This window comes from Chlamydia psittaci 6BC (assembly GCF_000204255.1).
GTDB classification, from domain to species: domain Bacteria; phylum Chlamydiota; class Chlamydiia; order Chlamydiales; family Chlamydiaceae; genus Chlamydia; species Chlamydia psittaci.
The window spans coordinates 1,033,015-1,059,193 of sequence record NC_017287.1 but is presented as its reverse complement, the minus strand read 5'-3'; the positions used below and the strand labels follow the sequence as shown (position 1 = coordinate 1,059,193).

Below are 26,179 nucleotides of genomic sequence, written 5' to 3'. Positions count from 1 at the left end.
CTATGAGCCCACATCGAAGCTTATTTAAAATTAAAAATCTGTCTAATCGCTTGTACAACAAGACTCTAGGTCGTTTTGATAAAGTTTTTAACTTTTTTTCTGGTAATGTTGGCATCGATTTAGGAACAGCGAACACTTTAGTTTATGTTCGTGGCCGTGGTATTGTGCTCAGTGAGCCTTCTGTAGTTGCTGTAGATGCTCAAACTCACACGGTTCTTGCTGTTGGTCATAAAGCTAAGGCTATGTTGGGGAAGACCCCGCGTAAGATCATGGCTGTTCGTCCTATGAAAGACGGTGTGATTGCAGATTTTGAAATAGCGGAAGGAATGTTAAAAGCGTTAATTAAGCGTGTGACTCCTTCTCGCAGCATGTTTCGTCCAAGAATTTTAATCGCTGTGCCTTCTGGGATTACCGGAGTGGAAAAGCGAGCTGTTGAAGACTCAGCTTTACATGCTGGAGCTCAGGAAGTCATTTTGATAGAAGAGCCAATGGCAGCAGCTATTGGCGTAGATCTTCCTGTTCATGAGCCTGCCGCGAGTATGATTATTGATATTGGTGGAGGAACCACCGAGATCGCGATCATCTCTTTAGGGGGGATAGTAGAGTCGCGTTCTTTACGTATTGCTGGTGATGAGTTTGATGAGTGTATTATCAATTACATGCGTCGTACTTATAACCTTATGATTGGCCCGCGTACTGCTGAAGAAATTAAGATTACTATTGGTTCTGCGTATCCTTTAGGAGATCATGAACTTGAAATGGAAGTTCGTGGCCGTGATCAAGTTGCGGGGTTACCTATTACGAAAAGGATTAATTCTGTAGAAATTCGTGAATGTTTAGCAGAGCCTATCCAACAAATTATTGAATGCGTCCGTTTAACTTTAGAGAAATGTCCACCTGAGCTTTCTGCGGATTTAGTTGAACGTGGAATGGTATTAGCTGGTGGCGGGGCTTTAATCAAAGGTCTCGACAAGGCTTTGAGTAAAAACACGGGACTTTCTGTAATTACGGCACCTCATCCTTTACTTGCTGTGTGTTTAGGCACAGGTAAGGCTTTAGAACACTTAGATCAATTCAAGAAACGCAAAGGGAATATGGTATGACCAGTGTATGGAGTGAAGCAATTCAGCATAAAGGTTTAAAACAATGGATCCAAGAAGTTGCTGAATTAGTAACTCCTAAGGACATACGTATATGCAATGGCTCTGATTCTGAATATGCTGAAATCTATGGCATAATGCAAAAATCTGGAATCGCTGTTCCATTAAATCCTGATCTACATCCGAATTGTTTTCTCGTGCGCTCTTCTCCTGAAGACGTTGCTCGTGTTGAACAGTTTACTTTTATTTGTACGAAAGAACAGAAAGATGCTGGTCCGACGAATAACTGGCGTGATCCTGAAGAGATGCGTCAGGAGTTACATGGTCTATTCCGTGGCTGTATGCGCGGAAGAACACTATATGTAGTTCCTTTTTGCATGGGACCTTTAAATTCTCCATTTTCCCTTATTGGTGTTGAAATTACTGATTCTCCTTATGTTGTGTGTTCTATGAAGATCATGACCCGTATGGGAGAAGAAGTATTAAAGTCTCTAGGAACATCCGGGTCTTTTCATAAATGTTTGCATAGCGTGGGTGTTCCTTTGGCGCCCGGGGAAAAAGACTTAGCATGGCCTTGTAATCCTAAGCATATGCGTATCGTCCATTTCCAAGATGATAGTAGTGTGATGTCATTTGGTAGTGGTTATGGAGGCAATGCTTTACTTGGAAAGAAATGTGTTGCTTTGCGTTTAGCTTCATATATAGCTCGTTCGCAAGGTTGGCTTGCTGAGCATATGTTAATTATAGGCGTGACCAACCCTGAAGGTCAGAAGAAGTATTTTGCAGCGTCTTTCCCGAGTGCTTGTGGTAAGACTAATTTAGCAATGTTAAAGCCTAAGATATTAGGATGGAAAGTCGAGTGTGTTGGTGATGATATTGCTTGGATACGTCCTGGCCCAGACGGAAGGCTATATGCTGTAAATCCTGAATTTGGTTTTTTTGGTGTTGCTCCGGGAACATCAGCAACTACAAATCCTAATGCCTTAGCCACTTGCAAGTCGAATTCGATATTTACCAATGTTGCTTTGACTCCTAATGGAGATGTTTGGTGGGAAGGACTTACAAGTCAACCTCCTGAAGGCCTTGTAGATTGGCATGGGAAACCTTGGCAACCAGGAGGAGCTCCTGCTGCACATCCGAATTCTAGATTTACTACGCCAGTGCAACAGTGTCCTGTTTTAGACCCTCAATGGAATAATCCGGAAGGGGTGCCGATAGAGGCAATTATTTTTGGCGGTCGTCGTTCTGAAACTATACCTTTGGTTTATGAAGCTTTAAGTTGGCAACATGGGGTCACGATCGGTGCGAGTATGTCTTCTGCAACTACCGCAGCTATTGTTGGCGAGCAGGGTAAGTTACGTCATGATCCTTTTGCAATGTTGCCTTTCTGTGGTTACAACATGGCGCACTATTTTGATCATTGGTTATCTTTTGCTTCTAACCCAAGTTTAAAATTACCAAAGATTTATGGTGTGAACTGGTTCCGAAAGGATAAGAACGGTAATTTTATCTGGCCTGGATTTAGTGATAACCTTCGTGTGTTAGAGTGGATTTTCCGCAGAACAAATGGTGAGGAGTCGATCGCTAAGAAAACACCTATCGGGTATTTACCAGAAGAGTCTTCATTAAACTTAGAAGGGTTGAACTTATCTACGCAATCTCTACAGGATCTACTATCTGTGGATGTTCCTGGATGGCTCAAGGAGGTTGCCAATGTGCGTGAGTATTGTAAGATCTTTGGAGCTGACCTTCCTCAAACAATCACGGATGAATTATTCAGAATAGAAAACGAATTAAAATAATTAAATAATCAAAGTTATTTGTTATTTATGTTTTAGTTCAAGCGACAATTATTTTTATTTTTGAAATATTTTTTTTATTTTAAAATTAGAAAAATAATTGATCTATTCTGGATAAATAACAGTGACGATACAACCTTCTTATATCACGTTTAATCGCAATGTGACTGCGGCACTACTTGGTGATCAGGTAGATATGACGACGCCGTTTTCTAGTGCCGTCTTTCTTTTTCAAGAATTAGATCAAAAAGCTAGAGGATTAAAACACGCTCTTGGTTTGTTACAAGAGACAGAATCTCAATTCCCTGTTCCAGAAATGTCTTCGGGGTTTGTAGAGGATATTGCTTTTGATAATTTCTCTGATGGGAAAATTGCTCTTCCTAAAGTTGCTTCAGATTCCACTACAGTTGAAGGTATCCTTCAAAATCCAAATCTTGCTGCTGCAAAAGTTTATATAGAAGGGCTTGAAAAGAATTTTGAAGATTGGGTCAAACCTGTAGATGAAGGTGGACTCTTTGATTCTACAGAAGCTGAGAAAGCTATAGTTAGAGAATATCAAGTAAAGCTCAGTACTTTAAAACAGGCATTTACTACAGGAAACCCTACAGAAGAGCAGTATAATTCATTGTATGCTCTGTCTAAAGAGTTTGTGGCTGCAATAGAGAAATTAGAAGGGAAAGAAGCTCCGCCAAAAAGTAAAGTGATTCATTTTTGGCAGAACATGATGGTAATTTATAACGCCATGGTTTCTTTAGCCTATCCCGTATCTGAAGAACTAAACGTAAAGCTTGCTATATGTTCATTAAATATCGATGAAGCAAACCAAGTCATCGAGCTTATGCGCCAGTTTTCAAGTTCTCTCAAAGACTTACTCAACCCTGTTTGGGATGTCTCCTCAACTGCATCAGATTTAAGTGGTTCAGGTTATAACGCTATGCAAGGCGGTATGACACGTAGCTATATAATCCTTGGTGGGGTCTATCGTATGCTTATGGATAAGTATGCGGGTAGTGTTACAAATCCTATGCCTGAGGGTGTCAAAGATGGGTTGGCTACTTTTATAAAGTCGATGAAGAATCTGAAAATCAACGAACAAGTTCAATTAGTGAACTTCTTGAGTTTACAGTATTCTTATTTAGCTTGTGCGTCTCAGTATGGCATACAATCTACTTCTCAAGAACAAAATTATAAAGATGCGCTTACAAAGGAAAAAAATTATTGGCAAGAACGTAGTGTGCCTGATTTTGACGTAGGAGGATTGCCTATGTCTACCTTTGTTACTAATCTCCAGACAGATTATCAAGGGGTAAAATTATTTAATAATAGTACAACTAATCTTAATCCAGAGTTTTTCCTGAATAGTATTGAGTTGATGACTAAATCTACTACATCAGTAATGACGCGTTCGGATTATCAGCGTGTTGTCGATGCAATGAATGCTGGGATTAAACAAATTCAAGTGCAGATTAATCAATGGACTCAAGAATCCACCAAGCTGATGGCTCAGAAAGCTTCTATGGATCCTACGCAGTTGAATTACTTTAAAAGTATGTCTGAAGGTAAAGATATTTTCGTCAAGACTGCTCCGATACAAATGGTTTATTCTTCTTTACTTTTAGATAAGTATTTACCGAATCAGCAGCAAGTATTGGAGACTTTAGGGGTGCAGATGAGATTCTCTAATAAAGCTGCTAAGTATATGAATCAAATAATTCATCATGTTACGAATTTCCAAACCGCGGATGTCTACTATTCTCTTGCGATATATTTACGTCAGATGAACCTTCAAGCGCTTACTGATGCCAAAGGTAAAGCAGAGAGTGTCTTGAGTAAGGAAAAAATTCGTTGTCAAAGTGATATTGCGCGTTGTCAGAGAGCAAAAGGTGAACTTACACAGATTTTAGAAAGTATCAATGGAGATAGAGAGTTAACAGCTTCTCAAGCACAAGAGCTGCGTCAGACTATTTCTGGATATCAATTTCAATTCGATGCCTTGATTCGAAATCTAGGAAATTTGTCTATTTTCCTAAATAATATGCAATTTCAACCTGTAGATAATCCTAACGATATAGATAAAGCTTTTAAGATCCTGGTAAATAGCAAGGAGTCTGAGGATTGGCCTCGTTTTCTGGCATCTTTTGAAAGTTTTGTTATTGAAGGTGGTGAAAATGGTGTTGTCCCCGGTGGAGAACAGCAGATTTTGCAGAGTTTAGAAGCTGCCCAGTTGAATTTTACAACTTTTAACCAAAACCAACAGTTAGCTCTGCAGTTAGAGTCTTCCGCAATTCAACAAGAGTGGACTATGGTTAGTGCTGCTCTAGCATTAATGAATCAGATATTTGCGAAGTTAACACGTAGATTGAAATAGGAGCAGTTATGAGAAACTCCCCGATACAAAGTTATCAACAGCCCCATCAGATTTTTGAAGGTCCAAAATTTGCAGAGCGTCGTGTATCACCTGCAGAAGTTGCTGCTGATTATACAAAAATGAATGAGGTAGCTTCGCATCTAAAAATCATGCAAGATTTACTCAAGGAAGCGAGTGAATTGGGATTGCGTAGGGAATTTGTCTCATCTTTAAATCGTGATTTTTTAGATACGGGCTTTGAGATTGCGGTGATGCAGACAGTATTGACAGAAAAAGAGAATAAGGAGCTACGCAAGCAAGCAAATAAGATTTTCCAAGAGCATTTAGAAAGGACATCGCCACAGGCTTTGACGACAGCTCCTGAGCTTGCTCCTGTCGAGGGTTCTATAGTCAATAAGATGCCTTTTCAATCGGCATTTGCTTATATTCTTTTAGATAAATATATTCCTGCTCAAGAGACAGCTTTATATGCTTTAGGAAGGGAGCTGAACCTTTCAGGATATGCTCAGAACCTGTTTAGTCCGCTTTTAGAAGTTATTAAGACTTTCAACTCTGCTCCTATTATTTATAATTTAGGATCGTACATCTCTCAGACATCAGGAACCGCAAATTTTAAATTTGGCTATCAGATGATAGTAGATCGCTATGAAGAGGAGCGTCTGCAGTTAAGAAATGATATTAAAAGCGCTGAGAACGCTCAGGCTCTACTGAAGCAAATTTCTAAAAACATTCAGGGGAATGACACGCTTACTGATGATCAGAAAAAACAACTTCAGGATATCGTTAGCGGGTATGACAGTGAGTTAGTGATTATGTTAACACAGATGAAAAATCTGATGTTGAATCTGAACTCGCTTATTTTCATGCCTGGGAATAATGAGTATGAAGCTTCTTACAAGATTATGGGGTCGGATTTTTCTATAATTACATTGCAAGATTTAGAGCATAAGGTTGTTGATGGCGAGATAGATGTCGCTACAGGAACAGCCAAAGGAGGCTTACTTAATTTCTTTAATACTTGCCTTGCTGACGTACAAAATTATGGAGACCTTGCGCAAACACACCAACTCATGTTGGAACTTCAGATGCGAGCTATGCAGCAAGAGTGGAGTTTAGTTGCAGCATCATTGAAACTGATGCATAACGTGTATCGTACGTTAATTAGTTCTTATTAGAATTGGAGACCTGCGGTTATATTTATGGCGCGTTGGCAACCCCAACGACCTTCAACATTATAGAAAAAGTTGTCAGATGCGCAGCAGGTAGCCCCGCAGCAAAAGTTTACTCGGTGGAAGTTATTGATTTTGCGAACTTTAAATTTCAAGTTGGTGAATTGGCTTTCCAAACGTGTGAAACTATCCGCAGGGGCTTGCCTTGAAGCATTCCCTACAGAAGCGGAAATATAAGGAAGAATGTAATCGTTGACATAGGTGGTAATGCCGATGTTTGCCGACCATTCTTTGTAGCTTATTTTCCCTTTAGAGTCTTCGAAGTACACTTCAGGGTTTGCTTGACTATTCACAACAATGTAGTTGACTGGACAGGCTGCATGACGATAATCTGCACCAATCCCTATGAAAGAAATGCCATCTTTCCAAAGGATCTTTTTCAAACTTAGATCCCAAACGAAACCATAATTACTTTGAACTTCTACTAAGCCGTCGGTGACTTGTGATTCGGAGGCTAGAGGAGAAGAGGTATAGTCTCGGTAAGCGTTAAGGGGAAGACGGTAGTATTGTTTTAAGCCGCCGATTTTTACATCAAAACTAATATCTAAAAGTGGGATAGCTGCTGGGGAGGTGTCTTGGATAGCTACTGAAGCAAAGACACAGCTAGAGCTAACTTTAGAATCGTTTAAATCAAAATCGAAGTCTTTTGTTGTTGAGGTAACTGTAGGTGAGGGACCTGTATTCATTGTGCTTACTGAGGTCACTACGGGAACATTACTTATTCGTGCACTTTCTGAAAAAACATAATCACCAGAAAATCCTATTTTTAAGCTTCCGGTCAGTGCTGCAAAGAGGTTGTAGCTATTGCAGATTTCGAAAGCACACATTCCCTTTTGTTCAGGATTAATATTAGGAATTACAGGACTTGCAGGATTCCCCGATGGCATAGCATTAAGGGTAGAGGAGGAGAACATTCCTGATAAAGCTAGGAGAGAGAGTGATGCTAAACGTAGGTGCTTTTTCAGCTTGCTATTCATTTAGTAGATGACCTTATTTACTATGCGTTATAAATTCATCTTTAACAAATGGTAAAAAAATGTACAAATGAAAACTCAGTAGGATGAGGCTTCTATCTAAGGAGATGAGCTAATAGAGCGTATCTCCATGTTTAAAGATATTCTTCCTTAGTATTTCTTTGTAAGAGTGCAGCAATACCTTCTTTGATATCTAGATTCTCGTATAAAACGCGGTAGATTCCTGTAGTTATCGGCATATCGATTTTGTGATGTTTAGCAATTTGATATGCTGAAAGGGCTGTATACGCACCTTCCACAACCATGCCGATTTCTGCTTTTGCTTGTTCAAGGGTTAATCCCTGAGCTATTAGCTTCCCAAACCTGGTATTTCTACTTAGTGAAGAAAAACAGGTAGTACAAAGATCTCCAAGACCTGCTAAGCCATTGAGAGTATCGGGGCGGCAGTCCATGATCGTGGCAAATTTGCGTATTTCATGAAGACCACGAGTTACCAATCCTGACTTAGCATTATCTCCAAATTGGAACCCATCAGAAATTCCACAGGCAATCGCTATGATATTTTTCAGAGCACCACCGAGAGCTACGCCTTTAAGATCACTATTGGGATACACACGAAACTTCGGAGTGAGAAAAGCATTATGTATTTTTTTCAAGGTGTCAGGGTCATACGCACTGATCACAACTGAACAAGGACAGCCTTTAAGGACTTCTCGTGCTATAGAAGGCCCACTGAGATAACCGAGATATCGGGAAGCCTTACTACCGAAAATCTCGACAACGATTTCACTGAGGAGGAGTCCGGTATGCTGCTCAATACCTTTAGAGGTAATGACAAAAGGAACGTTGAGGTCGGTAATTGTTTTTAGCTGTTCAGATACCGGGCGTATTCCTGCTGAAGAGACTGCTTCCACAATCATAGAAGCGCCGTCTACCGCCTCTACCATATCTGTAGTGAATGACAAATTCGGATGGATAGGAATATCAGGAGCCTGAGGATGCCGATGCTCAGTTTGTAGTTGCGCAACTAATTCAGGATTACGCGCCCATCCTACTACACGATAACCCTTATTCGCTAATAAGGAAGCAAGGCAAAATCCCCAAATGCCCATACCTAAGTAGGCAATTTTCTCTTTCATGAGGCCTCAAAAAATGGTTCCTCGAAAAACGCTTTATTTTCCCAATGTAGGGAAGTAGAGGTCGAAGGATAATAGAAATCGGCTTCTAATTCAAATGTTGTGTTTGGAGAAAGTTTTTTCCCAGTAACTTTATGGAAGATTTGACGTTCTCTAGCGGAAAGAGCTTCTCGGACGGTAGCAGGACTATGGTTGCCTTCAAGATTTTTTAGTGGTGCGAAACATTCTTGACGTGGGTATACAAGAGTTTGGCAACGTTCGCTATAGCAAAAGAGGTCGAAGATAAATTCTTCGAATTTCCAAGAGTTTTTCTCTGAGGAATATAGCCCTAACTGTTTTGCATGTTTATGAGCTTTATATAGGGGGAGTTCACGCAAGGCCGCAAGGGCAATGAAATCCATAGATAAGCAATAGAGACCGATATTGGCTAAGCAATACTTGAGCGTGCCATCCGCGTTTGTGGCAAATCTTTCATTTTGGGGTATTTCAGAATATTCAATGACTGAAGTTTTCCCAGAATCATTAGATTGTACTAAGATTCCCACATCTTCAATAGCAGTTTGTCGTAAAGCAGCTTTAATGGTGACCTCGTTATTTTCCATACCATGGAATCCACAAAGTTCTACATCAAAAGGTAGGGCTAGAGGATTATCGATAGGGATAACGCTAACCATTTCAATTCCTGCTTTCTTCCATTTTTCCCATAACCCTGAGGTATAGAGAAGAGTTGCTAGGCAACCATTTCCGTTAGGCCCTAAGGATAGAGTGTCAGTATCCTCAAGGAACAAATCTCCCGATAAGGATAATAAAGGCCAAAGGGGTTGGCAGAAAAAGTCTACTTGGTTGGGATCAAGATGGAAATAATCATTAGATTCGAAATAGGAACGCGTCTGACGATTATTTAGAGGTGATGTCATAAAAGCTAAAGGCAAAGGTTGATTTGCCAATTTACTTGCTGCACAGACTTTTTCAGCAACAAGCTGGAATAAGGGCTTCTTTTTGATAGGAGATACAGGGAACAAGCCTTTAGGCCCGTCACATTTCAATCGAGATCCTTGGCCTCCAGCGAGAACAACACAAGCGACTTTCTTTTCCTTTAGAAGCCTTGTCCCTACTTGAGTTCTTTCAGGATCTTCTCCTGAAGAAGCGAAAGATGTTAAGGGATGAAAATTTTTTAGGATAGGTCTTGGAGAAGTGATAAGTTGTTGTTGTTTACGGAAAAGGTCTATGTCTATAGATGAAATTTGGTGATAGAGACGCTGTTGTTGTTTTTGAGAAAGGGACGACCACGAATCTAATAAATGCTCCTGATTAATAGACTTGAGTTTTTCTGTTAGTGAAGACATTTCCACGACAGACGGGAAGGTTACAGAGTCGGTCATTACAGTTAGCCTTGCGTTCCTATCTCTTGATATTTAGAATACTTATTATTCTTGATCTTTTCGATGATTTTTCTACGGTTAATTAATTCTAGTAATTTACTTTGATGCTCTTGTAGGCGATTACAGGAGATATCGTGTTGTTTATAAATAGAGACTTGTAATGTTTGCAAGTGTTCTAAAAGTGAATTGTAATGTTCGATGTTATTTCGGTATAAAAACCGCTCTTTCCTGGTTTTAGAAACTAGCGTCATGCGTTCTTTTATATTAACAAGCTCTTGAGATAGATAATGCTTTTCACTTTTAAAGTGTCGTACTTTTAATGAAGAATGATACATTTCTATTTTGGCTAGGGTAGATAAAGCTACTAATTTCTTATTCAAGATTTACCAAAGCCTCCAACTCTTTCAAGGTATTTTCCAACTGACAGTAACTGGACAACGGTTGGGAAAGGAAGTTTTTTATGCTAGGAAGGATTTTTACAGCATCATCGAGATCTTTATCGTGTCCGGGACTGTAGGCTCCTAAATGGATAATATCTAAAGCTTCCTGATATGTCTTTAGTAAGCTACGGAGCTTTTCCGCAGCTGCATAGTGGTGAGGAAGGGCAAGTTTTTTCGCTGATCTTGATAGGCTAAGAAGAATATCAATAGGGGGAGACGCTAGGGCTTTCCCCTGATGAGTAAGGAAGAAATGCCCATCTAAAAGAGATTTAAGATAATCAGTAAAAATATCGGGGTGGTTGGGATAGTATAAAATAGCATAAAGAGCTGTTATAGAACCACGTTCGTTATTCCCAGCACGTTCTGTAAATTCGGAAACATGATGGAAAACAGAAGCAGCATAATGGTGTGCTGCTAGCGTTTCTCCTGTTGCCAACGCAACTTCTTGAAGTGCGGCTATCCATCGTGATAGAGAGTCCATAATAAATAGCACATCATGTCCTTGATCTCGAAAATATTCCGCTATAGTCATGGCAGCACGTCCTGAAATTACTTTAGTCGGTGCTGTTTCATGTGCGGGAGAAGCAACAATGATTGTTCGATGATGTTTTAATCCTGAAGCATGCTGTTCTATATACTCACGGACTTCGCGTCCTCTTTCGCCAATAAGGGCAATAACATTAATAGTAGATTTTGATCCTGATGCTATGGCAGATAATAGTGAAGATTTTCCACTTCCGGGTTCTGAAAATACTCCGATGCGCTGTCCTTTCCCCAAGGTTAAAAATGCGTCGATTGCCTTAATTCCTGTAGGGAAAATTTCTTGAATAGGTTGTCGTGACATGGGAGACGGAGGCGGGGAAATCAACGGTTTTATCTGTGTTTTTGGGAGACTTTCTTTGTTATCCAAAGGATTCCCAAATCCATCAATCACGCGGCCAAGAAGATGATCTGAGAGGTGTAGTGATGGTGGGCGACGTAAGGGAAGTACTTCCGAACCTAAAGCAACATGGTACATAGGAGATAGGGACATGAGCAATGTTGTTTGGTTATGGAAACCGATAACTTCAGCAAGGATGTCGGGATGTTTTGGCGTGCAGATGCGGCAGAGTTCTCCGAGACACGCAGAAAGTCCCTGAACTTCTAAGAGATTTCCAGAAACTCTAGAAAGAAGTCCACACGTACGGTAAGGCTGCCAATAGTGAAGTTGGGATTTTTCGTAGTTTAAATGTGTCATACTGTTAAAACAGAAAGTAAATGATCTAGTTCTTCTCCTATTTCTTGTCTTAGGATTCCTGAGGGAATCTCCATTTTATAGCTGGATTTTTTGCAAGAGATGTCAGGGAGAAACTCCGCATGTTTAATCATGGGGATTTCATGCGTTGCTATCCAATCATTTAGTTTCTTATGGTCTTCAGGATGAAGGAAAATCTTTACGGGTGATAAAGATCTCAAGGAGGTATGTTGTTGTAGAGCCGAAGAAATCAACAGGGCAAGTTCTTCAACATTATCTAATTTTTTATAGAGGAATTTTTCGCAGGTAAGGATAGCGAGTTCTAAAAGGTCAGGTTTCAGTTGTTGAGGGATTTTCTCTATTTCCGAGAGCATACGGATCGATAGTTTTCGGAATATCTGAATTAGAGATAAGAGTTCTTGAAATGCCTTATCATATCCCGAGGCTTCTCCTTCTGAAAAACCTTGGGAGAATCCTGCGTCCCAGTCTGTAGTTTTTTCTGGGGAATCTTCAGTATCTGAAAGCGAACCAGGGGATTGAGACATCGTCACAAGATATACCTAATTCTTAATGTTTATAATTTCAGTACTTGGTGTTTTACATCTTCAGGCAAATGTTTGAAGATCTCGTCGGCTTTTTTGGGATCCAAATACGAGAGAATTAACCTGATTTTTTCAGGAGACTCTTTTTTTAGTATCTCTACCAGCTTTGTAATATTTATGCCTTGTTTTATTTTTTTCGATTCTGAGGGAATACGTTCGTAAGCATAGAAAGCAAGATAGAAGCTTGCCAAAGCAATGATCCCTAAACTAGAAAGTAAAATTGTTCCTCCAACGAGGAGCTTATAGGAAAGGCGATCTTTCTTTATGGTTTGTGAGAAAGGGAATTTCTCAATGACAATAGGTTGGGTAGGCCCACAGATTTTCTTGAGATGTTCTTCTGCATGAAGCAAAAATGTTTCTCTTTTTTCTTTTGGGAACTTTGCTAGGTATTTCTCATTAATTGTTAGCTGGATTCCTGGAGTATCGTTTGCTAGGCACGCTAGAGCAAAGTGTTCTTTAGGAAAAATTTTCCCTAAGTATTGCTCGCATGCAGATAGTAACAGAGAATTTGTAGAGAACTCCCCTGGAGAATACGTATTTCCTAGATTATCTGATAAGGTAATGTGCTCTTTGGTTAATCCAGGCAGGCTACTGGATAAGTAGTCAGTAATGGACTGTAATAGAGATAATGAAAATAGTTCATTTTTATGGGAGGAGAGAATCACCGATACTTGAGGAACAATATGTGGATCGTCTTCCGTAGGAAGAGATAAAGCTACAGTAGCATGAGCTACTGGTTGAAACATAGTGAGGTCTTTTTCTAGCTGTTCTTTTTTTGCTAAGGATTCTAATAATTTAGGATTTGCTACTTGGCTAAGCTTAAACCACCCCGAGGTTTTTTTTTCAGGTGGTGGGGGAAAATCAGGAGATTTAGAAGAGTTGTTCCCAAAAAAGATCGCACACCCTAAAGCTGAAAAAACAAGTAAAAAGCCTAAGGGAGAGATGCCTAATGAAGCAACTTTCTTTTTCAGGAATTGGAAAAACACAACAATCCTCAGGAAAAAAATAATGAAATCATTATAGTGTTATTAACATTTCATTATTCTTTATCAAAAGATACGAATTATTGACAATTCACGAACTTTAAAAGTTAATTAGTTTCGTCGGAGTATTGAGACATAGAAAAGTCTAAAGAGGCCTCATTTACTTTAATTTGCAATTCAGAATAAACGTAGGCTCGTAAAAGTTGGCCTATAGAATTCAATGTAGATCCTATAGCAGAAAAACATCCAGAACAATTTCCTGCATAGGCAATTGTTACGACATTTTCTTCAAGTTTTTCAATGAGTACACTACCACCATCAAGAGCTACGTAGGGAGAAATTTTATCTTCAGTGATTGTACGTAGAGCGTGTAGTCGTGATTCTATGGACAGAGCTTCCCATGCTTCTTTAGTATAAGGATTAGCATCTTCGATCTCTGAAGGTAAGAACGATTCTTTGAGAGGAAGAGAACCATCCTCAAGAGGAATTTCCATGCATTGTTCTGCAGCGATATCTAAAGCATCGATGATACAGTGGTACAGAGAAGAGCTGTTTTCTGGGAGAGCAGGTTTGTCAGGATGAGAGCGCAGTTCAATGTCGATAGAGTTGACAGTAAGATTATAGGCTTGCGCGTAGGTTTTGCCAGTAACTAAATTACAAGTAGTTTCGGCAAGGACAAGTAAAAAGGGATGGCCAAAATATTGAAATTTAGCATCAATAATTTTCCCATTTACCTTATCTATTAGCCAATAGAATATTACGTAATTCCCCACGAGACGATGCCCTTGACTGCCGATAATCAGATGGGCTCCTTTACTTTCCGCATCTTCAGCTGAAAATGTTCCCTCACAGTAAAACTTATGGAACTTCTTCATAACTTTTGGAGATACGTTTGCCCAAGAGGCGACAGGTTGAAATGGAATTGTCATATAGAGCTCGCAATTGCTGATTTTAGGTGGGCAATACCCTCGTGGATAACGTGCCCTAAGGTAGTAAACTGCTCATCTTTCGTTCTCTCTGTAAAAGAAAAATGTAGGGTACTATGACAGAGGAAAGGCGATACACCACAATTTTGTAAGATTTGAGATATAGGTTGGAAGCGTTCGTAACCCAGCCCTGGATAGATGCCTTGTTGGTGCAGGAAGAACGCTAAACTCTCCGCAGGGATATCTCCTATAGCGGCAAGCATGACATTGGGAAGTTTATTTTCTAATTCTGGGAAAAGAAATTGTACGTCAGGACAAGCTGCTTGAAGTTCTTTTGTCAGTTTGCTTCTGAGAGTTATCGATCGTAAGATGAGTGAGGACAAAGAAGATGCGCGTTCTTGACAAGCAGTTTTCATAGCTGCTACAGAACCTAAACACAAAGTTCCTGGAGAGTTAGAAGGTAACCATAAATCAAAAAACTTACTCAGGGATTTTTTAATAAACATGCCTCCGATGTTTCCAATGCCTCCTAAAGCTAGAGAAGAAAATGTTAGAATATCGGAATTCAGCATTTCTGGAGTTATGGTTGCACGCCCTAAAATATCAGAGAGATCTAAATGCAAGACAACGCCCCGATCCTGACATAAGGGTTGTAATGTTTCTATAGGTTCGATCAGCCCTGTGATGCCGTTAGCTGCAGATAATGAAAATAATAATGTACGCGGTGTTAATGCCTCTGTAAGTTGTTCTGGAGAGAGTCTTCCCGAAGAGTTGATCGTTACCCAATCATAAGTAGTTCCCAAACCCTGGCGGCGGCAAATCGCGTCGACATGATATTGCTGTTCATGAGAAGAGATGAGAAGATGATTCCTCCCCTGGAAAAAAGTCAGATTTTCTAATAATGCCGCTACAATAATCATAACAGCATGGGGGAAATGTGGGAGGAAATGAAACGTATGAGTTTCTTTAGAACAACCGACAAGCTTGCGGGCAGCCTCTTCAGTTTCATTCAGGAGCTTTATTGCTGAAGAAGGTATCAAAGAAAAGGGATCAGCATAGGTTTCAAAGCTTTCCCTTACTGAAGTAGAAGGAGGAATCGCTTGTTGGTTGTTTAACCAAATGGTTCTGGGTGTCGTTCGAATGTGTGACCGGTCCATAAATACACTATGGGTTTTCCTGTGGGTAACTCCAAAGAGATTACCTCTTCTTCACTTAATTTTTCTATATCCATGATGAGTGAACGTAATGAATTTCCATGTGCAGACACAAACACATTTTTTGAATTTTGCAACAAAGGGAAAATAGTTTCATGAAAATAGGGGATAGTGCGTTGCCCAGTATCGTAAAGACTTTCGCCTTTAGGAGGGGCAGTCTTATAACTACGTCTCCACAATTTTACCTGCTCCTCTCCAAATTGCTCAGCGGTTTCTTTTTTATTTTTTCCTTGGAGCTCTCCGTACATTCTTTCATTTAGTGCACTGGAACGGTAAAGCGGGATCATGTGGTTTGCTTCATCACTATAGATCTTGCTCATGTGCTTGTGTTGAGGATCATCATGAACAATGTAAGGGATTTTTTTAGAATTGTGATGTGTCATAGCAAGCAATGCCGTCATTAAACTCCTCACAAGAGAGGAGGTAAAGATACAATCTATGGGGAGGTCTTTGATTGCCTCGCCTGCAAGCATTGCTTCGTCAATACCTTTTTGACTCAGGGGGATATCCACCCATCCTGTAAAAAGGTTTTTTTCATTCCAGACGGATTTTCCGTGTCGTAATAAGATAAGAAAGGCCATGGCTTCCTGAGTAATGAGATTAAGAAAACTAGCATAGGAACAAAAAAACTTTTGTCTAGAAGAAAGATTTTTTCCAGACAATATTTTTTTATAATAAAGAATGGTAGACCTCTATTGCTATTCTTCGGCACAATATATGTCTCGAATGGAGAATATTATGGGAAAAGTTCGTCTTAATAAGTTTTTAGCTTCTTCAGGTGTTGCATCGCGGAGAAAGTGCGATGAGATCATTTTTTCAGGACATGTAACTGTAAATGGTCGGGTAGCGCCAGGCCCTTTCGTATTAGTGGATGAAGAGACGGATACAGTGAAGGTCGATGGTCGTCGAGTAGGCATGACCAAGAAGGTCTATTTTATGGTACATAAGCCCTTGGGATATTTGTGTTCTTCAGAGAGAAAGTTTCCAGGTGATAAGTTAGTTATCGATTTATTTTCCCACCTTCCTTATCGAGTATTTACTGTTGGTAGGTTAGACAAGGAGACCTCGGGGTTGATTTTAGTCACGAATGATGGGGAATTTTCTAATAAGATCATTCACCCTTCTTTTGGCATTACAAAAGAGTATTTGCTTAAAGTCAGTCGTGATGTTACTGCAAAAAATCTTGAGGATCTTATGGAAGGTACGGTCATAGATGGCAAGAGAGTCAGACCTGTTTCTGTAGAGAAAATCCGTCGAGGAACTCTTAAGATTATTGTAAATGAAGGGAAAAAACACGAAATCCGTTTATTTGCTGAGGCTGCAGGGTTGTCGATTTTAGAGCTTTCTCGTATTCGTATCGGGAGTTTTGTTCTCGGTGGTCTGCGTTACGGGGAATATCGCGAGCTTACTGATGCTGAGATTCTTACCTACATGTAGAGCTCAGTTGCTTTTTTATCATGTGTCAGCGATATATAACCTATGATAGGATTCGTCTTTGTAGTGATTTTTAGCGTGCTCTTGGGTGCTTTTCTTGGAGCCTATTGTCAGTTATACTATCTTGTGAAGAATATTATGATTTCTTGGGAGTGTTTGCTTTCTCACGCCATTGCCAAGCGTCAAGCTCTCCTCTCACTAGCTTCTTTAGGTAATATCAAAATATCGCGGTTATCTCAGGAAACAGAGTTTTTATTGAGTCATCACCGGGTTCCCTGGAGAGATTTTTTAAAATACGGCTACGATATTCTTTTTGCTTTTCAAGAGATGGAAGAAACCTTACCTCAGATTGTTCATGAGATTTTAGAAACTCTAGGTGAGCATCACCAACAAGAAACAGCAGTCCAATTTATAGAAGATTTCTGGGCTAGAGATAATTTATTTGCTTTTGAGACAGCTGCTTATGAACAAGCTGTGGAGAAATATTTGAAACAAAGATCGCGACCTTCATTATGGGTAGCTTCGAGAGTATTTCGTTTTTTAGATTTACCCGTGATTCATTTCTCTCGCTAGGATCTTTGGGAATCTTTGCATGATACGCTTCTGAACACGTTCGACAAGCATATTTCGGATCTCTTCAAGGTCTATAGTATGCTTTAGAAGTAGAGAGAGAGAGGTGGCCGGTTGCTCTATAGAGGCGAGGTCTTCCTTGGAACTATTACCATTGATCCCTATCCCTAAAATAATGCCTAAGTAACCTTGGGATGGTAGAGTTTCACTAAGAACACCACAGAGCTTTTCACCATTTACCAAAACATCATTAGGCCATTTTATGGTTCCGTTTGTGATGCCTAAATCCTGAATGACTTCGAGTACTGCTTCTGTCCCTAAACGAAATAATAAGCTCGCATCAATATCAAGTTCAGTAATGAAAAAGCACAGTGATAGGGCGAGGTCTTTATCTGAAGATACCCAAGACCTATTAAATTTCCCCTTTCCATCGGTTTGTTTTTTGGTGGAAACAACAGTAAGAGCAAAAGGATTCCACACATGCATGAATTGTTTTGCTGTTACATTTGTAGATGGAGTTTCTGCAATTTCATAATAAATAACTTTCATTGGAAGTATCCCACTCTTAAGCTATAAAGAGCATTATGAGAAACACTAGATATTTCAGCTATGTCAATTCTTGGGTGTTTGTGGTCATCATTGTATTAATGATGATCAGTGTGGTAGTGATTTCCTCTATGGATCCATCTACGATACTTGTAACCTCGTCAAAAGGATTGCTAACAAATAAAAGTATCATGCAGATACGCCATTTTGCTTTAGGATGGGTAGCCTTTTTCTTATGCATGTACCTGGATTACCATAAACTAAGAAATTGGGCATGGTGTCTCTATATTCTCATGCTTTTGAGCCTGATAGGTTTATTTTTTGTTCCTGCGGTACAAAATGTCCACAGATGGTACAAAATCCCTGTGATTGGTTTAAGTGTTCAACCTTCTGAATATGCTAAGCTGATTGTTGTCATCATGCTTAGCTACACATTAGATATACGTAAATCTGTCATTTCTTCGAAGACCACAGCTTTACTGGCTTGTATCATTGTGGGAATCCCTTTTGTACTGATTCTGAAGGAACCAGATCTAGGAACAGCTTTAGTTTTATGCCCCGTTGCTTTGGCTATTTTTTATCTAGGAAATATCCACCCCTTATTTGTAAAAATTAGCACTATCATTGCTGGCGCGGGTATGCTTTGTTCCTTGTTGATTTTCTCAGGGATAATTTCTCATGAAAAGGTAAAACCTTATGCACTCAAGGTTATCAAGGAATACCAATATGAAAGATTAAGCCCTTCAAATCACCATCAACGTGCATCTTTAATTTCTATTGGATTAGGAGGTGTTAAGGGACGCGGATGGAAATCTGGAGAATTTGCCGGGAGGGGATGGTTGCCTTATGGATATACAGATTCCGTGTTTTCTGCTTTAGGAGAAGAGTTCGGGTTGATCGGCCTTTTCTTTGCCTTATGGATGTTTTATTGTTTGATTTGTTTCGGTTGCCGAACAGTTGCTGTGGCTGTCGATAGTTTTGGTAGATTATTAGCAGCAGGGATCACTGTACATATTTCTATGCACGTTTTAATTAATATTAGCATGATGTGCGGGTTAATGCCCATTACTGGAGTTCCTCTCGTGTTAGTTTCCTACGGAGGATCTTCAGTAATTTCGACTATGGCTTCACTGGGTATTCTACAGAGTATCTATAGCCGTAGATTCTCAAAATACTAAGAACTATTTCAGCAAGCGCAAAGCATTAAGCCCTACAACAATGGTGCTCCCCTCATGGAGAATCACTGCTAACCATAAGGGAATGATCCCCAAAGATGCTGGCCAAGAAACAAGAAGAATAATAGCCAGGGCTAATCCCAAGTTTTGGGTAACGATCCTTCGTGTTTGCTTAGATTTCCTGATAATCCATGGTAGTAGGGAAATCGCATCATGAAGGAGAACTATATCAGCAGCTTCTATGGCGGTCGCACTTCCTGCTTCTCCCATAGCGACACCTACTGTTGCTTGTGCAAGAGCAGGAGCGTCATTGATCCCATCCCCAACCATGAGAATATGACGTTGCTTCGCAAGTTCACGTACTTTTTCTAATTTGTCATCGGGAGATAAATCTGCAAATACTTCAGAGATCCCCAAAATCTTAGCAGTATTTTCTGCACTAATTTGATGGTCTCCTGTCAACATGCTAATAGTATACCCTTCGTCTCGAAGCTCCTTGACAATTTTCCCGGCATCAGGACGTGGTGTGTCTTTAAAATAAAAGAGAGCATAACAACCTTGCAAATAAGCAAGAGAGCATATTTCTCCGCGTTGTCGTGCAGTGTGTATACGCTCTTCTAATTCTTGAACGTAATCTTGGGGAATTTTTTGTAATGCGGTATCGACTCTCCCTACGAATGCTTCCTTACCTGCAAAAAGTCCCCGTACACCTTGTCCTGGAATCATACAGTATTCTTCTGCAGGACGTGAGGAAACATTATTTTTTATGAGATAGGAAACAATCGCTTGAGCTATAGGATGCATGGAAGATTGTTCTAAAGCTAAAATAGAAGGGAAGAAATCAGGATTTTCCTCACCGAAAGTATCACAACCTATGCAGGTAAGTTCTCCCGTTGTGAGCGTCCCTGTTTTATCCATAACAATAGAATTACAGGAAGCTAAACGGTCTAAAACGACACCACCTTTAAGAAGAACACCATGTTTTGCACAAGCATTTACAGCACTGAGATAGGCAATAGGAATAGCGATAATTAATGCGCAGGGAGATGCCGCTATGAGAAACGCTAAAGCACGATAAAACGCACTATTAGGCCCTAAGAAAGGAATCGAGGTAAATAAAGGGACTAAAACAGCTATAGAGGTAGAGATAGCAAAAATTGTCAACGCATACACCGAAGAATACTTGTCTAGACGTTGTTGTAAACGTGGTTTCGATTTCTGCGCTTGAATAACTAAATTGATAATATGAGAAATGGTTGAGTCCGCACCCGTTTTCAAAACCTTAAGATCAAAACTTCCCTCGAGATTATGTGCCCCCGCAGGAACTATAGAGCCGACCTGACAAGATTTAGGGATTTTTTCCCCAGTAAGATGCATAAGATTGATCGAGGAAGATCCGTGAATGATTTCTCCATCTAAAGGAACAATCTCGCCACTTTTCACTCGAATGATTTTCCCAACTTCTACATGATTTACCGGAATTTTCTCTAAGTTCCCATCTTCCCGAACTACCCAAGCTATTGTAGGAGCTAGATGTTTCAAAGATGCTAATGTTCCCTTTGCTTTCCCGGATACCATTTGCCCTAAAGCTTCAGAAATAGCAAATAAAACAAGAAGTAAAGATCCTTCTAAAGCTCCACCAATGAAAATAGATCCGAAAGCTGCTGACGTCATTAAGATGTCAATATTTACCGTCTTATTACGAATATCATCTAAAGACTTTATTAACGCTGGAGTTCCTGCAAGAAAGAAGGTAAAAACGACAAACAAATTGGAAATGTCTATAACGTGAAACCAATAGAACACTAATGCACATAAATACGTTCCTAAGGAAACACACGCCGATTTTAAAGATAAATTACGACTAAGTAACCGGCTCTTTTTAGATAACATCGGACTATTGTCCTCGGTCATCCCCGACTCAAAAAAATTATTTAGATTTTCTGGTGAAAATGGAGAAGAGAATAGTTGTGAAAACATTATGATACCTAGGATCTATAAAAATTTTACACAAGTGCAAACAATACTTATCGAGGTAATGAAAATACCTAAAACCCATACAACTTCTGTAATCATATGATTACCTAATATTTTTGCTTTAGTAGCAGAGAGTGCTGTAATGAGGATGCCAGATAGTACGGCGGCTACTGTATAACTAGAACAGAGAATTAAGGGTAGGAAGAGAATTATGCCTAGAAGGCCTCCTAGCATACGTGTCCCGCCCTGTTTTAAAGGATGAGGGAAATTCTCCATAGAGATGTGAAGCTCTTCGCGAATCATCGTATCAAGAAGAAGAGTAGAGTCCGAGCAAACATAATCTACCATTTCTTCAAGGAGAGGAGACTTAAATCCTTGATTTTTAAAGATCACACTTAACTCTAGGCGTTCTTGTTCGGGATGGTTTTCGATTTCTTCTTTTTCTTGTAACATAAACCGATGAGAAAGCTCCATGTAAGACCAGGCTTTTTTTGCTTTCAAACATCCACGATAAAAAATCCATCCTAGTCCTAACGAAAACAGAATCTCGGCTTGTGTCGCTTGAGAAATAGGAAGAAGGAACGCCAGAGTTCTAATGAAAAATAAAAAGACTCCTGTGGATAGAGCATCACTTGCTAGGTGATAGAAAAAACCTTTTATTGTTCTATGAGGTTCGCCAAGGCAGACTCCATGCTGATCTCTAACAATTTTGATGTGTTCTTCAGGGGTTGCATTTTTGAAGTGAGCATAATCGGTATTCATTTACTTTATCCATCCGGTATACGGTTTAGATTGCCTTAGGTTTTTTTCATGTTTGCAATATAGATTCTACTCTTGTGGTAATAAGATTTCTTGATTCCCTAAGTAGGGGCGTAAAACTTCAGGAATAATCACAGAACCGTCTTCTTGTTGGTTATTTTCTAAAATAGCCACGAATAAACGTGGTGTCGCTAAACCAGAACCATTAAGGGTGTGGACAAAGTGCATTTTTCCGTGGTTATCCTTATAACGCGTTTCTGAACGATGGGATTGGAAATCAGTACATTGCGAAATAGAAGAAACTTCATAGTAAGACTGTTGCCCAGGTAGCCAAACCTCAGCATCTATAGTTTTTGATGCTGTGAAAGACATGTCTCCTGTGGAGAGCAAAGATAGCCGATAGGGGAGTTTTAATTCTGTAAGAATATCTTCAACAACAGAGAGCATTTTGTCATATGCCTGATCTGCTTGATCTGGGGTAGTAAAGGCAAACATCTCCACTTTATGGAATTGGTGTACACGAACGAGTCCTCGTTCATGCGCTCCTGCAGCACCCGCCTCTCTACGAAAACATGGCGTAAATGCCGCATAGTATATGGGGAGGTCCTTCTCACTAAAAATTTCTTGAGAATGGAAGCCGTTAAGAACAACCTCTGCTGTAGGAATAAGATATAGAGATTGATCTCCATCTTCTACCCGGTAATACTGACCATCGAATTTAGGAATTTGTCCTGAGCCAAAAAGGATGTCATGTTTTACGAGAAGAGGAGGTAACCATAACTGAAACCCGTGTTCTCTTTGCTTATTCAATAAATAGGTTAACAAGGCCCATTCTAAACATACTCCTTGGTTTTTATATGCAGGCCAACCTGATCCCGAAGTTTTCGCAGGAAGTTTAAAATCTAAAATTTGTAATTTTTGGTTGAGCTCTACGTGATGTTTAGGAGTAAAAGAGAATGTAGGTAATGAACCTACTTGTTTAATTACCTGATTCCCCGTTTTGTCAGGGCATACAGGGACATCTTCATCAGGATAGTTCGGAAGACGTACGAGTAAGTCTTGTAAAGTCGATTCCTTTTGCTCAAGTAAGGGTTCAAGATTGGCTAGGTCTTGAGCAATTTTTTCCACGCTATCGATCAGAGAAGACGCATCCTCTCCTTGAGCTTTAGCTTTATGGATCTGATTTGACAAAAGTTTTCTTTGAGATTGTAATGCTTCTGTTTGTGTCTTGAGATTGCGGACTTCTTTATCTAAATCAAGAATAGGCTGAAGAGAAATAAGAGGATCTTTCTTACGAAGACGGGCTTCACATTCTTCAGGTGCCTTGCGTATTAATTTTATATCCAACATCCTTATGTCTCTTTAATTACCTTTTTCTCACAAAGACAAAGTATATGGAAGATTTTTCTGAGCAACAACTATTTTTTATGCGAAGAGCTATAGAATTAGGAGAAAAGGGAGCATTTTCTTCACAACCGAATCCCTGGGTGGGTTGTGTGATCGTAAAAAATGGTCGGATAATAGGAGAGGGATATCATGAGAAAGCAGGTCAGCCTCATGCGGAAGAAAAAGCAATACGCTCTGCTTCAGAATCCATTGAGGGTAGCGAAGTCTATGTAACTCTTGAACCGTGCTGCCACTATGGGAACACTCCTCCTTGCGTGAACTTATTAATCAAATATAAAGTTGCTGCAGTTTATGTTGCCTTATTAGATCCCGATTCTCGTGTCTCAGGTAGGGGAATAGCGAGTTTAAGAAAAGCGGGTATTTGTGTTTATGAAGGTTTAGGAAAAGAAGAAGCAGAGCGCTCTTTAAAGTCTTATTTATACCAACGTACACATGGGAAACCTTGGGTGGTAATTAAAAGTGCTGCGACTTTAGATGGTCAAGTTGCAGATAAAGACGGACAATCACAATGGATTACCTGCCCCGAAGCCCGCGCTGATGTTGGGAAACTCCGAGCCTGTTCTCAAGCTATTATTGTAGGTTCTAAAACTGTTTTAAAAGATAACCCCTTGTTAACAGCTAGAAAACCTTCCGGTGAACTCTATCCTTGTCAACCTTTGCGCGTGGTTGTGGATAGTAAAGGTGTGATCCCCCCAGAGGCAAATATCTTTCATAGCACCGGGAAATCCCTCTATGTCACGACCGCACAGTCTTCAAAAGATCATAGAAAAAAAATAGAAGACCTGGGCGTGGATCTCCTAGTTACAGAATCTAAAGATTCTAAAGTAAATTTACATGAATTAATGACATATTTATCTACTACACATACCTTGCAAGTTCTTGTTGAAGGCGGGGCAGTTTTACATACTTCGTTTTTGAAAGAACGTTTAGCAAATACTCTTGTCCTTTACTTAGGACCTAAAATTTTAGGAGATCAACGCAAACCTATTTTTGGGGATCTAGGTTTATACCTGCATTCTTCTCAAAAAATTGTGCCTACATTTTCTGAAATTCTAGGAAATTCTTTAAAAACTTCTTGGGAAGTCATCGTATAGAGAAAACGGGGAAGAGATTGCAGTGAATAGGGATTTCCATTAGCATTCCTAGAGAGTAGGTGTCTGTAATTTGGAGGAACGTTGGTGATAAAATTCAATAATGATGCTCGTGCCTCTTGTTTTGTCCCTGTAGAAAAAGCTATTGCAGATATTGCTGAGGGTAAATTTGTTATTGTTGTTGATGAGACTTCAAGGGAGAATGAGGGAGATCTTATCATAGCAGGCGAGAAAATGACCGTTGAAAAAATGACTTTTCTCCTTAAATATACGACGGGAATTATCTGTGCTGCTTTAGATTCTGAGAGAGTAAAACAATTAGACCTCCCCCCTATGGTTAAAGATAACCGTTGTCGCTACCGTACGGCATTTACAGTTTCGGTAGATGCTGCTAAAGGCGTAACTACAGGCGTGTCTGCAGCAGATAGAACAAGAGTAGTTGAACTGCTATCTGACCCTAATAGTGTTCCTGAGGATTTTGTTCGTCCGGGGCATTTCTTTCCTTTAATGGCTACGCCGGGAGGCGTATTAAAACGAGCCGGTCATACAGAAGCTGCTTTAGATCTCATGCGTTTAGCCAATATGCAGGCTTGTGGGATCCTTTCGGAGCTTGTCAATGAAGACCACACGATGATGCGTCTTCCGCAAATTGTAGAATTTGCTATGAAGCATAAAATCTCGGTCATATCTACGTCTGATTTGGTAGCCTACCGAATGTTATCCGAAAGGCTCGTGGTTCCTATTTCTTCAGCTCGTCTTCCTACAGAATATGGGGATTTTAATATTCATGTTTACGAGTCCGTGCTTGATGGCATCCAACATATTGCTTTGGTGAAAGGTGATGTGCAAGGGAAGGAGAATGTACTTGTGCGAGTACATTCTGAATGCCTTACTGGTGATATCATGGGGTCCATACGTTGTGATTGTGGACACCAATTGCGCTCTGCTATGGAATATATTGGATTAGAGGGTGAAGGTGTTATTGTTTATCTACGCGGACAAGAGGGACGTGGTATTGGATTAGGTCATAAAGTTCGAGCCTACGCTTTACAAGATCGTGGGTATGATACTGTCGATGCTAACTTAGAAATTGGCTTCCCTATAGATTCTAGAGAATATGGAATCGGGGCTCAGATTTTAGTTGATCTAGGATTGACAAAGATCAAATTGATTACCCATAATCCCCACAAATATTACGGCCTTCAGGGATATGGGTTAGAAATTGTTGATAGAATAGCTCTTCCCATCAATATCTCTGAAGAAAATGAATGTTACCTCCGCACAAAAAAAGAGCGTATGGGACATTGGATAGACTTTCCTTCTTATAAAGAAGAAGTGAACACAAGATAATTCTAGGATTATATGAAAACATTTAAAGGGATAGCCTCGGCAAAAGATATGCGCGTGGCTATCGTTGGTGCCTGTTTTAACGGGCCTATAGCTGATGCTTTGGTTTCTGGAGCAGCACAGACTTTTCTTGAGCTCGGTGGAGCAGAGGATATGCTCACCATAGTACGCGTTCCAGGGTCTTTTGAGATCCCTTGTACGTTGAAGAAACTCCTTACTTCAGGCATAGAGTATCACGCTATAGTCGCTTGTGGAGTGCTCATTAAGGGAGAAACTACTCATTACGATCACATAGCAGATCAAGTGTCAGCAAGAATTAGTGAGTTATCTGTAGAATATAATCTACCCATTACCTTTTCTGTTATCACAGCCCCTTGTGTAGATTCTGCATGGCAACGAGCGGGAATCAAAGGATCTCACTTAGGAGTATCTGGGATGAAGACAGCTCTAGAGATGGCGGATCTTTTTAAGAAGTTGTAAGTACAT

24 protein-coding genes are annotated in these 26,179 nt (G+C 39.9%); 10 read left to right on the top strand and 14 right to left on the bottom strand.

Annotation, left to right across the window (positions count from 1 at the left end; genetic code table 11):
• Positions 1 to 2: 2 nt before the first annotated feature.
• The 4 genes from G5O_RS09730 to G5O_RS09715 all read left to right on the top strand — a co-directional run bounded on the left by G5O_RS09730 (position 3) and on the right by G5O_RS09715 (position 6,442).
• Entirely contained in the window at positions 3 to 1,103 is a 1,101-nt protein-coding gene (locus G5O_RS09730) for a rod shape-determining protein (protein WP_006343575.1), read from the top strand.
• Positions 1,100 to 2,902, top strand: a complete 1,803-nt coding sequence (locus G5O_RS09725; RefSeq protein ID WP_006343574.1) for a phosphoenolpyruvate carboxykinase (GTP) — start codon at positions 1,100 to 1,102, stop codon at positions 2,900 to 2,902. The genes G5O_RS09730 and G5O_RS09725 overlap by 4 nt, the downstream gene beginning before the upstream one ends.
• 121 nt (positions 2,903 to 3,023) lie before the next feature.
• Entirely contained in the window at positions 3,024 to 5,267 is a 2,244-nt protein-coding gene (locus tag G5O_RS09720; protein WP_006343573.1) for a CT620/CT621 family type III secretion system effector, read from the top strand.
• 8 nt (positions 5,268 to 5,275) lie between these two features.
• Entirely contained in the window at positions 5,276 to 6,442 is a 1,167-nt protein-coding gene (locus G5O_RS09715) for a CT620/CT621 family type III secretion system effector (protein ID WP_006343572.1), read from the top strand.
• Here G5O_RS09715 and G5O_RS09710 read toward each other — a convergent pair.
• The 10 genes from G5O_RS09710 to G5O_RS09665 form a co-directional block, all read right to left on the bottom strand.
• Complete coding sequence (locus tag G5O_RS09710) at positions 6,439 to 7,473, bottom strand: membrane protein (RefSeq protein ID WP_006343571.1); 1,035 nt, start codon at positions 7,471 to 7,473, stop codon at positions 6,439 to 6,441. The two genes, G5O_RS09715 and G5O_RS09710, sit on opposite strands and share 4 nt — an antisense overlap.
• A gap of 131 nt (positions 7,474 to 7,604) precedes the next feature.
• Positions 7,605 to 8,609: an NAD(P)H-dependent glycerol-3-phosphate dehydrogenase gene (locus tag G5O_RS09705; protein WP_006343570.1), complete on the bottom strand. Its 1,005-nt coding sequence runs from the start codon at positions 8,607 to 8,609 to the stop codon at positions 7,605 to 7,607.
• A complete protein-coding gene (locus G5O_RS09700) occupies positions 8,606 to 9,988 on the bottom strand; it encodes a UTP--glucose-1-phosphate uridylyltransferase (protein ID WP_006343569.1) in 1,383 nt (460 codons plus the stop codon). The genes G5O_RS09705 and G5O_RS09700 overlap by 4 nt, the downstream gene beginning before the upstream one ends.
• 5 nt (positions 9,989 to 9,993) lie before the next feature.
• Positions 9,994 to 10,368 carry a hypothetical protein gene (locus G5O_RS09695; RefSeq protein WP_006343568.1) on the bottom strand — a complete coding sequence of 125 codons (375 nt, stop codon included), beginning with the start codon at positions 10,366 to 10,368 and terminating at the stop codon, positions 9,994 to 9,996.
• The gene (locus G5O_RS09690; RefSeq protein WP_006343567.1) at positions 10,361 to 11,665 is read right to left on the bottom strand and encodes a FliI/YscN family ATPase; all 1,305 of its coding nucleotides are present in this window, start codon (positions 11,663 to 11,665) and stop codon (positions 10,361 to 10,363) included. Before G5O_RS09690 ends, G5O_RS09695 begins: the two co-directional genes overlap by 8 nt.
• The gene (locus G5O_RS09685; protein ID WP_006343566.1) at positions 11,662 to 12,207 is read right to left on the bottom strand and encodes a FliH/SctL family protein; all 546 of its coding nucleotides are present in this window, start codon (positions 12,205 to 12,207) and stop codon (positions 11,662 to 11,664) included. Before G5O_RS09685 ends, G5O_RS09690 begins: the two co-directional genes overlap by 4 nt.
• Before the next feature lie 29 nt (positions 12,208 to 12,236).
• Positions 12,237 to 13,250, bottom strand: a complete 1,014-nt coding sequence (locus G5O_RS09680; RefSeq protein WP_006343565.1) for a type III secretion system protein — start codon at positions 13,248 to 13,250, stop codon at positions 12,237 to 12,239.
• Positions 13,251 to 13,354: 104 nt separating this feature from the next.
• Entirely contained in the window at positions 13,355 to 14,176 is an 822-nt protein-coding gene (locus G5O_RS09675) for a NifU family protein (protein ID WP_006343564.1), read from the bottom strand.
• Positions 14,173 to 15,330, bottom strand: coding sequence for an aminotransferase class V-fold PLP-dependent enzyme (locus G5O_RS09670; RefSeq protein WP_006343563.1), 1,158 nt, complete (start codon positions 15,328 to 15,330; stop codon positions 14,173 to 14,175). Before G5O_RS09670 ends, G5O_RS09675 begins: the two co-directional genes overlap by 4 nt.
• Positions 15,285 to 15,968: a 2,3-bisphosphoglycerate-dependent phosphoglycerate mutase gene (locus G5O_RS09665; RefSeq protein ID WP_006343562.1), complete on the bottom strand. Its 684-nt coding sequence runs from the start codon at positions 15,966 to 15,968 to the stop codon at positions 15,285 to 15,287. Before G5O_RS09665 ends, G5O_RS09670 begins: the two co-directional genes overlap by 46 nt.
• A gap of 157 nt (positions 15,969 to 16,125) precedes the next feature.
• Between G5O_RS09665 and G5O_RS09660 the strand changes: the two genes are divergently transcribed.
• Both G5O_RS09660 and G5O_RS09655 read left to right on the top strand, forming a co-directional pair.
• Positions 16,126 to 16,824 (top strand): pseudouridine synthase, encoded by a 699-nt coding sequence (locus G5O_RS09660; RefSeq protein WP_006343561.1) that lies wholly within the window; start codon positions 16,126 to 16,128, stop codon positions 16,822 to 16,824.
• A 42-nt stretch (positions 16,825 to 16,866) separates the two neighbouring features.
• Positions 16,867 to 17,394, top strand: a complete 528-nt coding sequence (locus G5O_RS09655; protein ID WP_006343560.1) for a hypothetical protein — start codon at positions 16,867 to 16,869, stop codon at positions 17,392 to 17,394.
• Here G5O_RS09655 and G5O_RS09650 read toward each other — a convergent pair.
• Positions 17,368 to 17,940: a biotin--[acetyl-CoA-carboxylase] ligase gene (locus G5O_RS09650; protein ID WP_006343559.1), complete on the bottom strand. Its 573-nt coding sequence runs from the start codon at positions 17,938 to 17,940 to the stop codon at positions 17,368 to 17,370. The two genes, G5O_RS09655 and G5O_RS09650, sit on opposite strands and share 27 nt — an antisense overlap.
• Before the next feature lie 35 nt (positions 17,941 to 17,975).
• On the opposite strand from G5O_RS09650, the gene G5O_RS09645 reads away from it, so the two are divergent.
• Positions 17,976 to 19,115, top strand: a complete 1,140-nt coding sequence (locus G5O_RS09645; protein ID WP_006343558.1) for an FtsW/RodA/SpoVE family cell cycle protein — start codon at positions 17,976 to 17,978, stop codon at positions 19,113 to 19,115.
• A 3-nt stretch (positions 19,116 to 19,118) separates the two neighbouring features.
• Here the strand turns inward: G5O_RS09645 and G5O_RS09640 are convergent, their stop codons facing one another.
• From G5O_RS09640 to serS, 3 genes are all read right to left on the bottom strand, one after another.
• Positions 19,119 to 21,092: a cation-translocating P-type ATPase gene (locus G5O_RS09640; protein ID WP_006343557.1), complete on the bottom strand. Its 1,974-nt coding sequence runs from the start codon at positions 21,090 to 21,092 to the stop codon at positions 19,119 to 19,121.
• A gap of 15 nt (positions 21,093 to 21,107) precedes the next feature.
• On the bottom strand, positions 21,108 to 21,851 hold the full coding sequence (locus tag G5O_RS09635; protein ID WP_006343556.1) for a VIT1/CCC1 transporter family protein: 744 nt from the start codon (positions 21,849 to 21,851) through the stop codon (positions 21,108 to 21,110).
• A gap of 66 nt (positions 21,852 to 21,917) precedes the next feature.
• Positions 21,918 to 23,198: a serine--tRNA ligase gene (gene serS / locus G5O_RS09630; RefSeq protein ID WP_006343555.1), complete on the bottom strand. Its 1,281-nt coding sequence runs from the start codon at positions 23,196 to 23,198 to the stop codon at positions 21,918 to 21,920.
• 44 nt (positions 23,199 to 23,242) lie between these two features.
• On the opposite strand from serS, the gene ribD reads away from it, so the two are divergent.
• The 3 genes from ribD to ribH all read left to right on the top strand — a co-directional run bounded on the left by ribD (position 23,243) and on the right by ribH (position 26,173).
• Positions 23,243 to 24,349 carry a bifunctional diaminohydroxyphosphoribosylaminopyrimidine deaminase/5-amino-6-(5-phosphoribosylamino)uracil reductase RibD gene (gene ribD / locus G5O_RS09625; protein ID WP_006343554.1) on the top strand — a complete coding sequence of 369 codons (1,107 nt, stop codon included), beginning with the start codon at positions 23,243 to 23,245 and terminating at the stop codon, positions 24,347 to 24,349.
• Positions 24,350 to 24,433: 84 nt separating this feature from the next.
• Complete coding sequence (locus G5O_RS09620) at positions 24,434 to 25,696, top strand: bifunctional 3,4-dihydroxy-2-butanone-4-phosphate synthase/GTP cyclohydrolase II (RefSeq protein ID WP_006343553.1); 1,263 nt, start codon at positions 24,434 to 24,436, stop codon at positions 25,694 to 25,696.
• Positions 25,697 to 25,708: 12 nt separating this feature from the next.
• On the top strand, positions 25,709 to 26,173 hold the full coding sequence (ribH, locus tag G5O_RS09615; protein ID WP_006343552.1) for a 6,7-dimethyl-8-ribityllumazine synthase: 465 nt from the start codon (positions 25,709 to 25,711) through the stop codon (positions 26,171 to 26,173).
• The last annotated feature ends 6 nt before the right edge of the window (positions 26,174 to 26,179 follow it).

Coding starts and splice junctions, on each gene's coding strand:
- G5O_RS09730 (WP_006343575.1), top strand. CDS start 3: ATGAGCCCACATCGAAGCTTATTTAAAATTAAAAATCTGTCTAATCGC.
- G5O_RS09725 (WP_006343574.1), top strand. CDS start 1,100: ATGACCAGTGTATGGAGTGAAGCAATTCAGCATAAAGGTTTAAAACAA.
- G5O_RS09715 (WP_006343572.1), top strand. CDS start 5,276: ATGAGAAACTCCCCGATACAAAGTTATCAACAGCCCCATCAGATTTTT.
- G5O_RS09710 (WP_006343571.1), bottom strand. CDS start 7,473: ATGAATAGCAAGCTGAAAAAGCACCTACGTTTAGCATCACTCTCTCTC.
- G5O_RS09705 (WP_006343570.1), bottom strand. CDS start 8,609: ATGAAAGAGAAAATTGCCTACTTAGGTATGGGCATTTGGGGATTTTGC.
- G5O_RS09700 (WP_006343569.1), bottom strand. CDS start 9,988: ATGACCGACTCTGTAACCTTCCCGTCTGTCGTGGAAATGTCTTCACTA.
- G5O_RS09690 (WP_006343567.1), bottom strand. CDS start 11,665: ATGACACATTTAAACTACGAAAAATCCCAACTTCACTATTGGCAGCCT.
- G5O_RS09685 (WP_006343566.1), bottom strand. CDS start 12,207: ATGTCTCAATCCCCTGGTTCGCTTTCAGATACTGAAGATTCCCCAGAA.
- G5O_RS09675 (WP_006343564.1), bottom strand. CDS start 14,176: ATGACAATTCCATTTCAACCTGTCGCCTCTTGGGCAAACGTATCTCCA.
- G5O_RS09670 (WP_006343563.1), bottom strand. CDS start 15,330: ATGGACCGGTCACACATTCGAACGACACCCAGAACCATTTGGTTAAAC.
- G5O_RS09665 (WP_006343562.1), bottom strand. CDS start 15,968: ATGGCCTTTCTTATCTTATTACGACACGGAAAATCCGTCTGGAATGAA.
- G5O_RS09660 (WP_006343561.1), top strand. CDS start 16,126: ATGGGAAAAGTTCGTCTTAATAAGTTTTTAGCTTCTTCAGGTGTTGCA.
- G5O_RS09655 (WP_006343560.1), top strand. CDS start 16,867: ATGATAGGATTCGTCTTTGTAGTGATTTTTAGCGTGCTCTTGGGTGCT.
- G5O_RS09650 (WP_006343559.1), bottom strand. CDS start 17,940: ATGAAAGTTATTTATTATGAAATTGCAGAAACTCCATCTACAAATGTA.
- G5O_RS09645 (WP_006343558.1), top strand. CDS start 17,976: ATGAGAAACACTAGATATTTCAGCTATGTCAATTCTTGGGTGTTTGTG.
- G5O_RS09640 (WP_006343557.1), bottom strand. CDS start 21,092: ATGTTTTCACAACTATTCTCTTCTCCATTTTCACCAGAAAATCTAAAT.
- G5O_RS09635 (WP_006343556.1), bottom strand. CDS start 21,851: ATGAATACCGATTATGCTCACTTCAAAAATGCAACCCCTGAAGAACAC.
- serS (WP_006343555.1), bottom strand. CDS start 23,198: ATGTTGGATATAAAATTAATACGCAAGGCACCTGAAGAATGTGAAGCC.
- ribD (WP_006343554.1), top strand. CDS start 23,243: ATGGAAGATTTTTCTGAGCAACAACTATTTTTTATGCGAAGAGCTATA.
- ribH (WP_006343552.1), top strand. CDS start 25,709: ATGAAAACATTTAAAGGGATAGCCTCGGCAAAAGATATGCGCGTGGCT.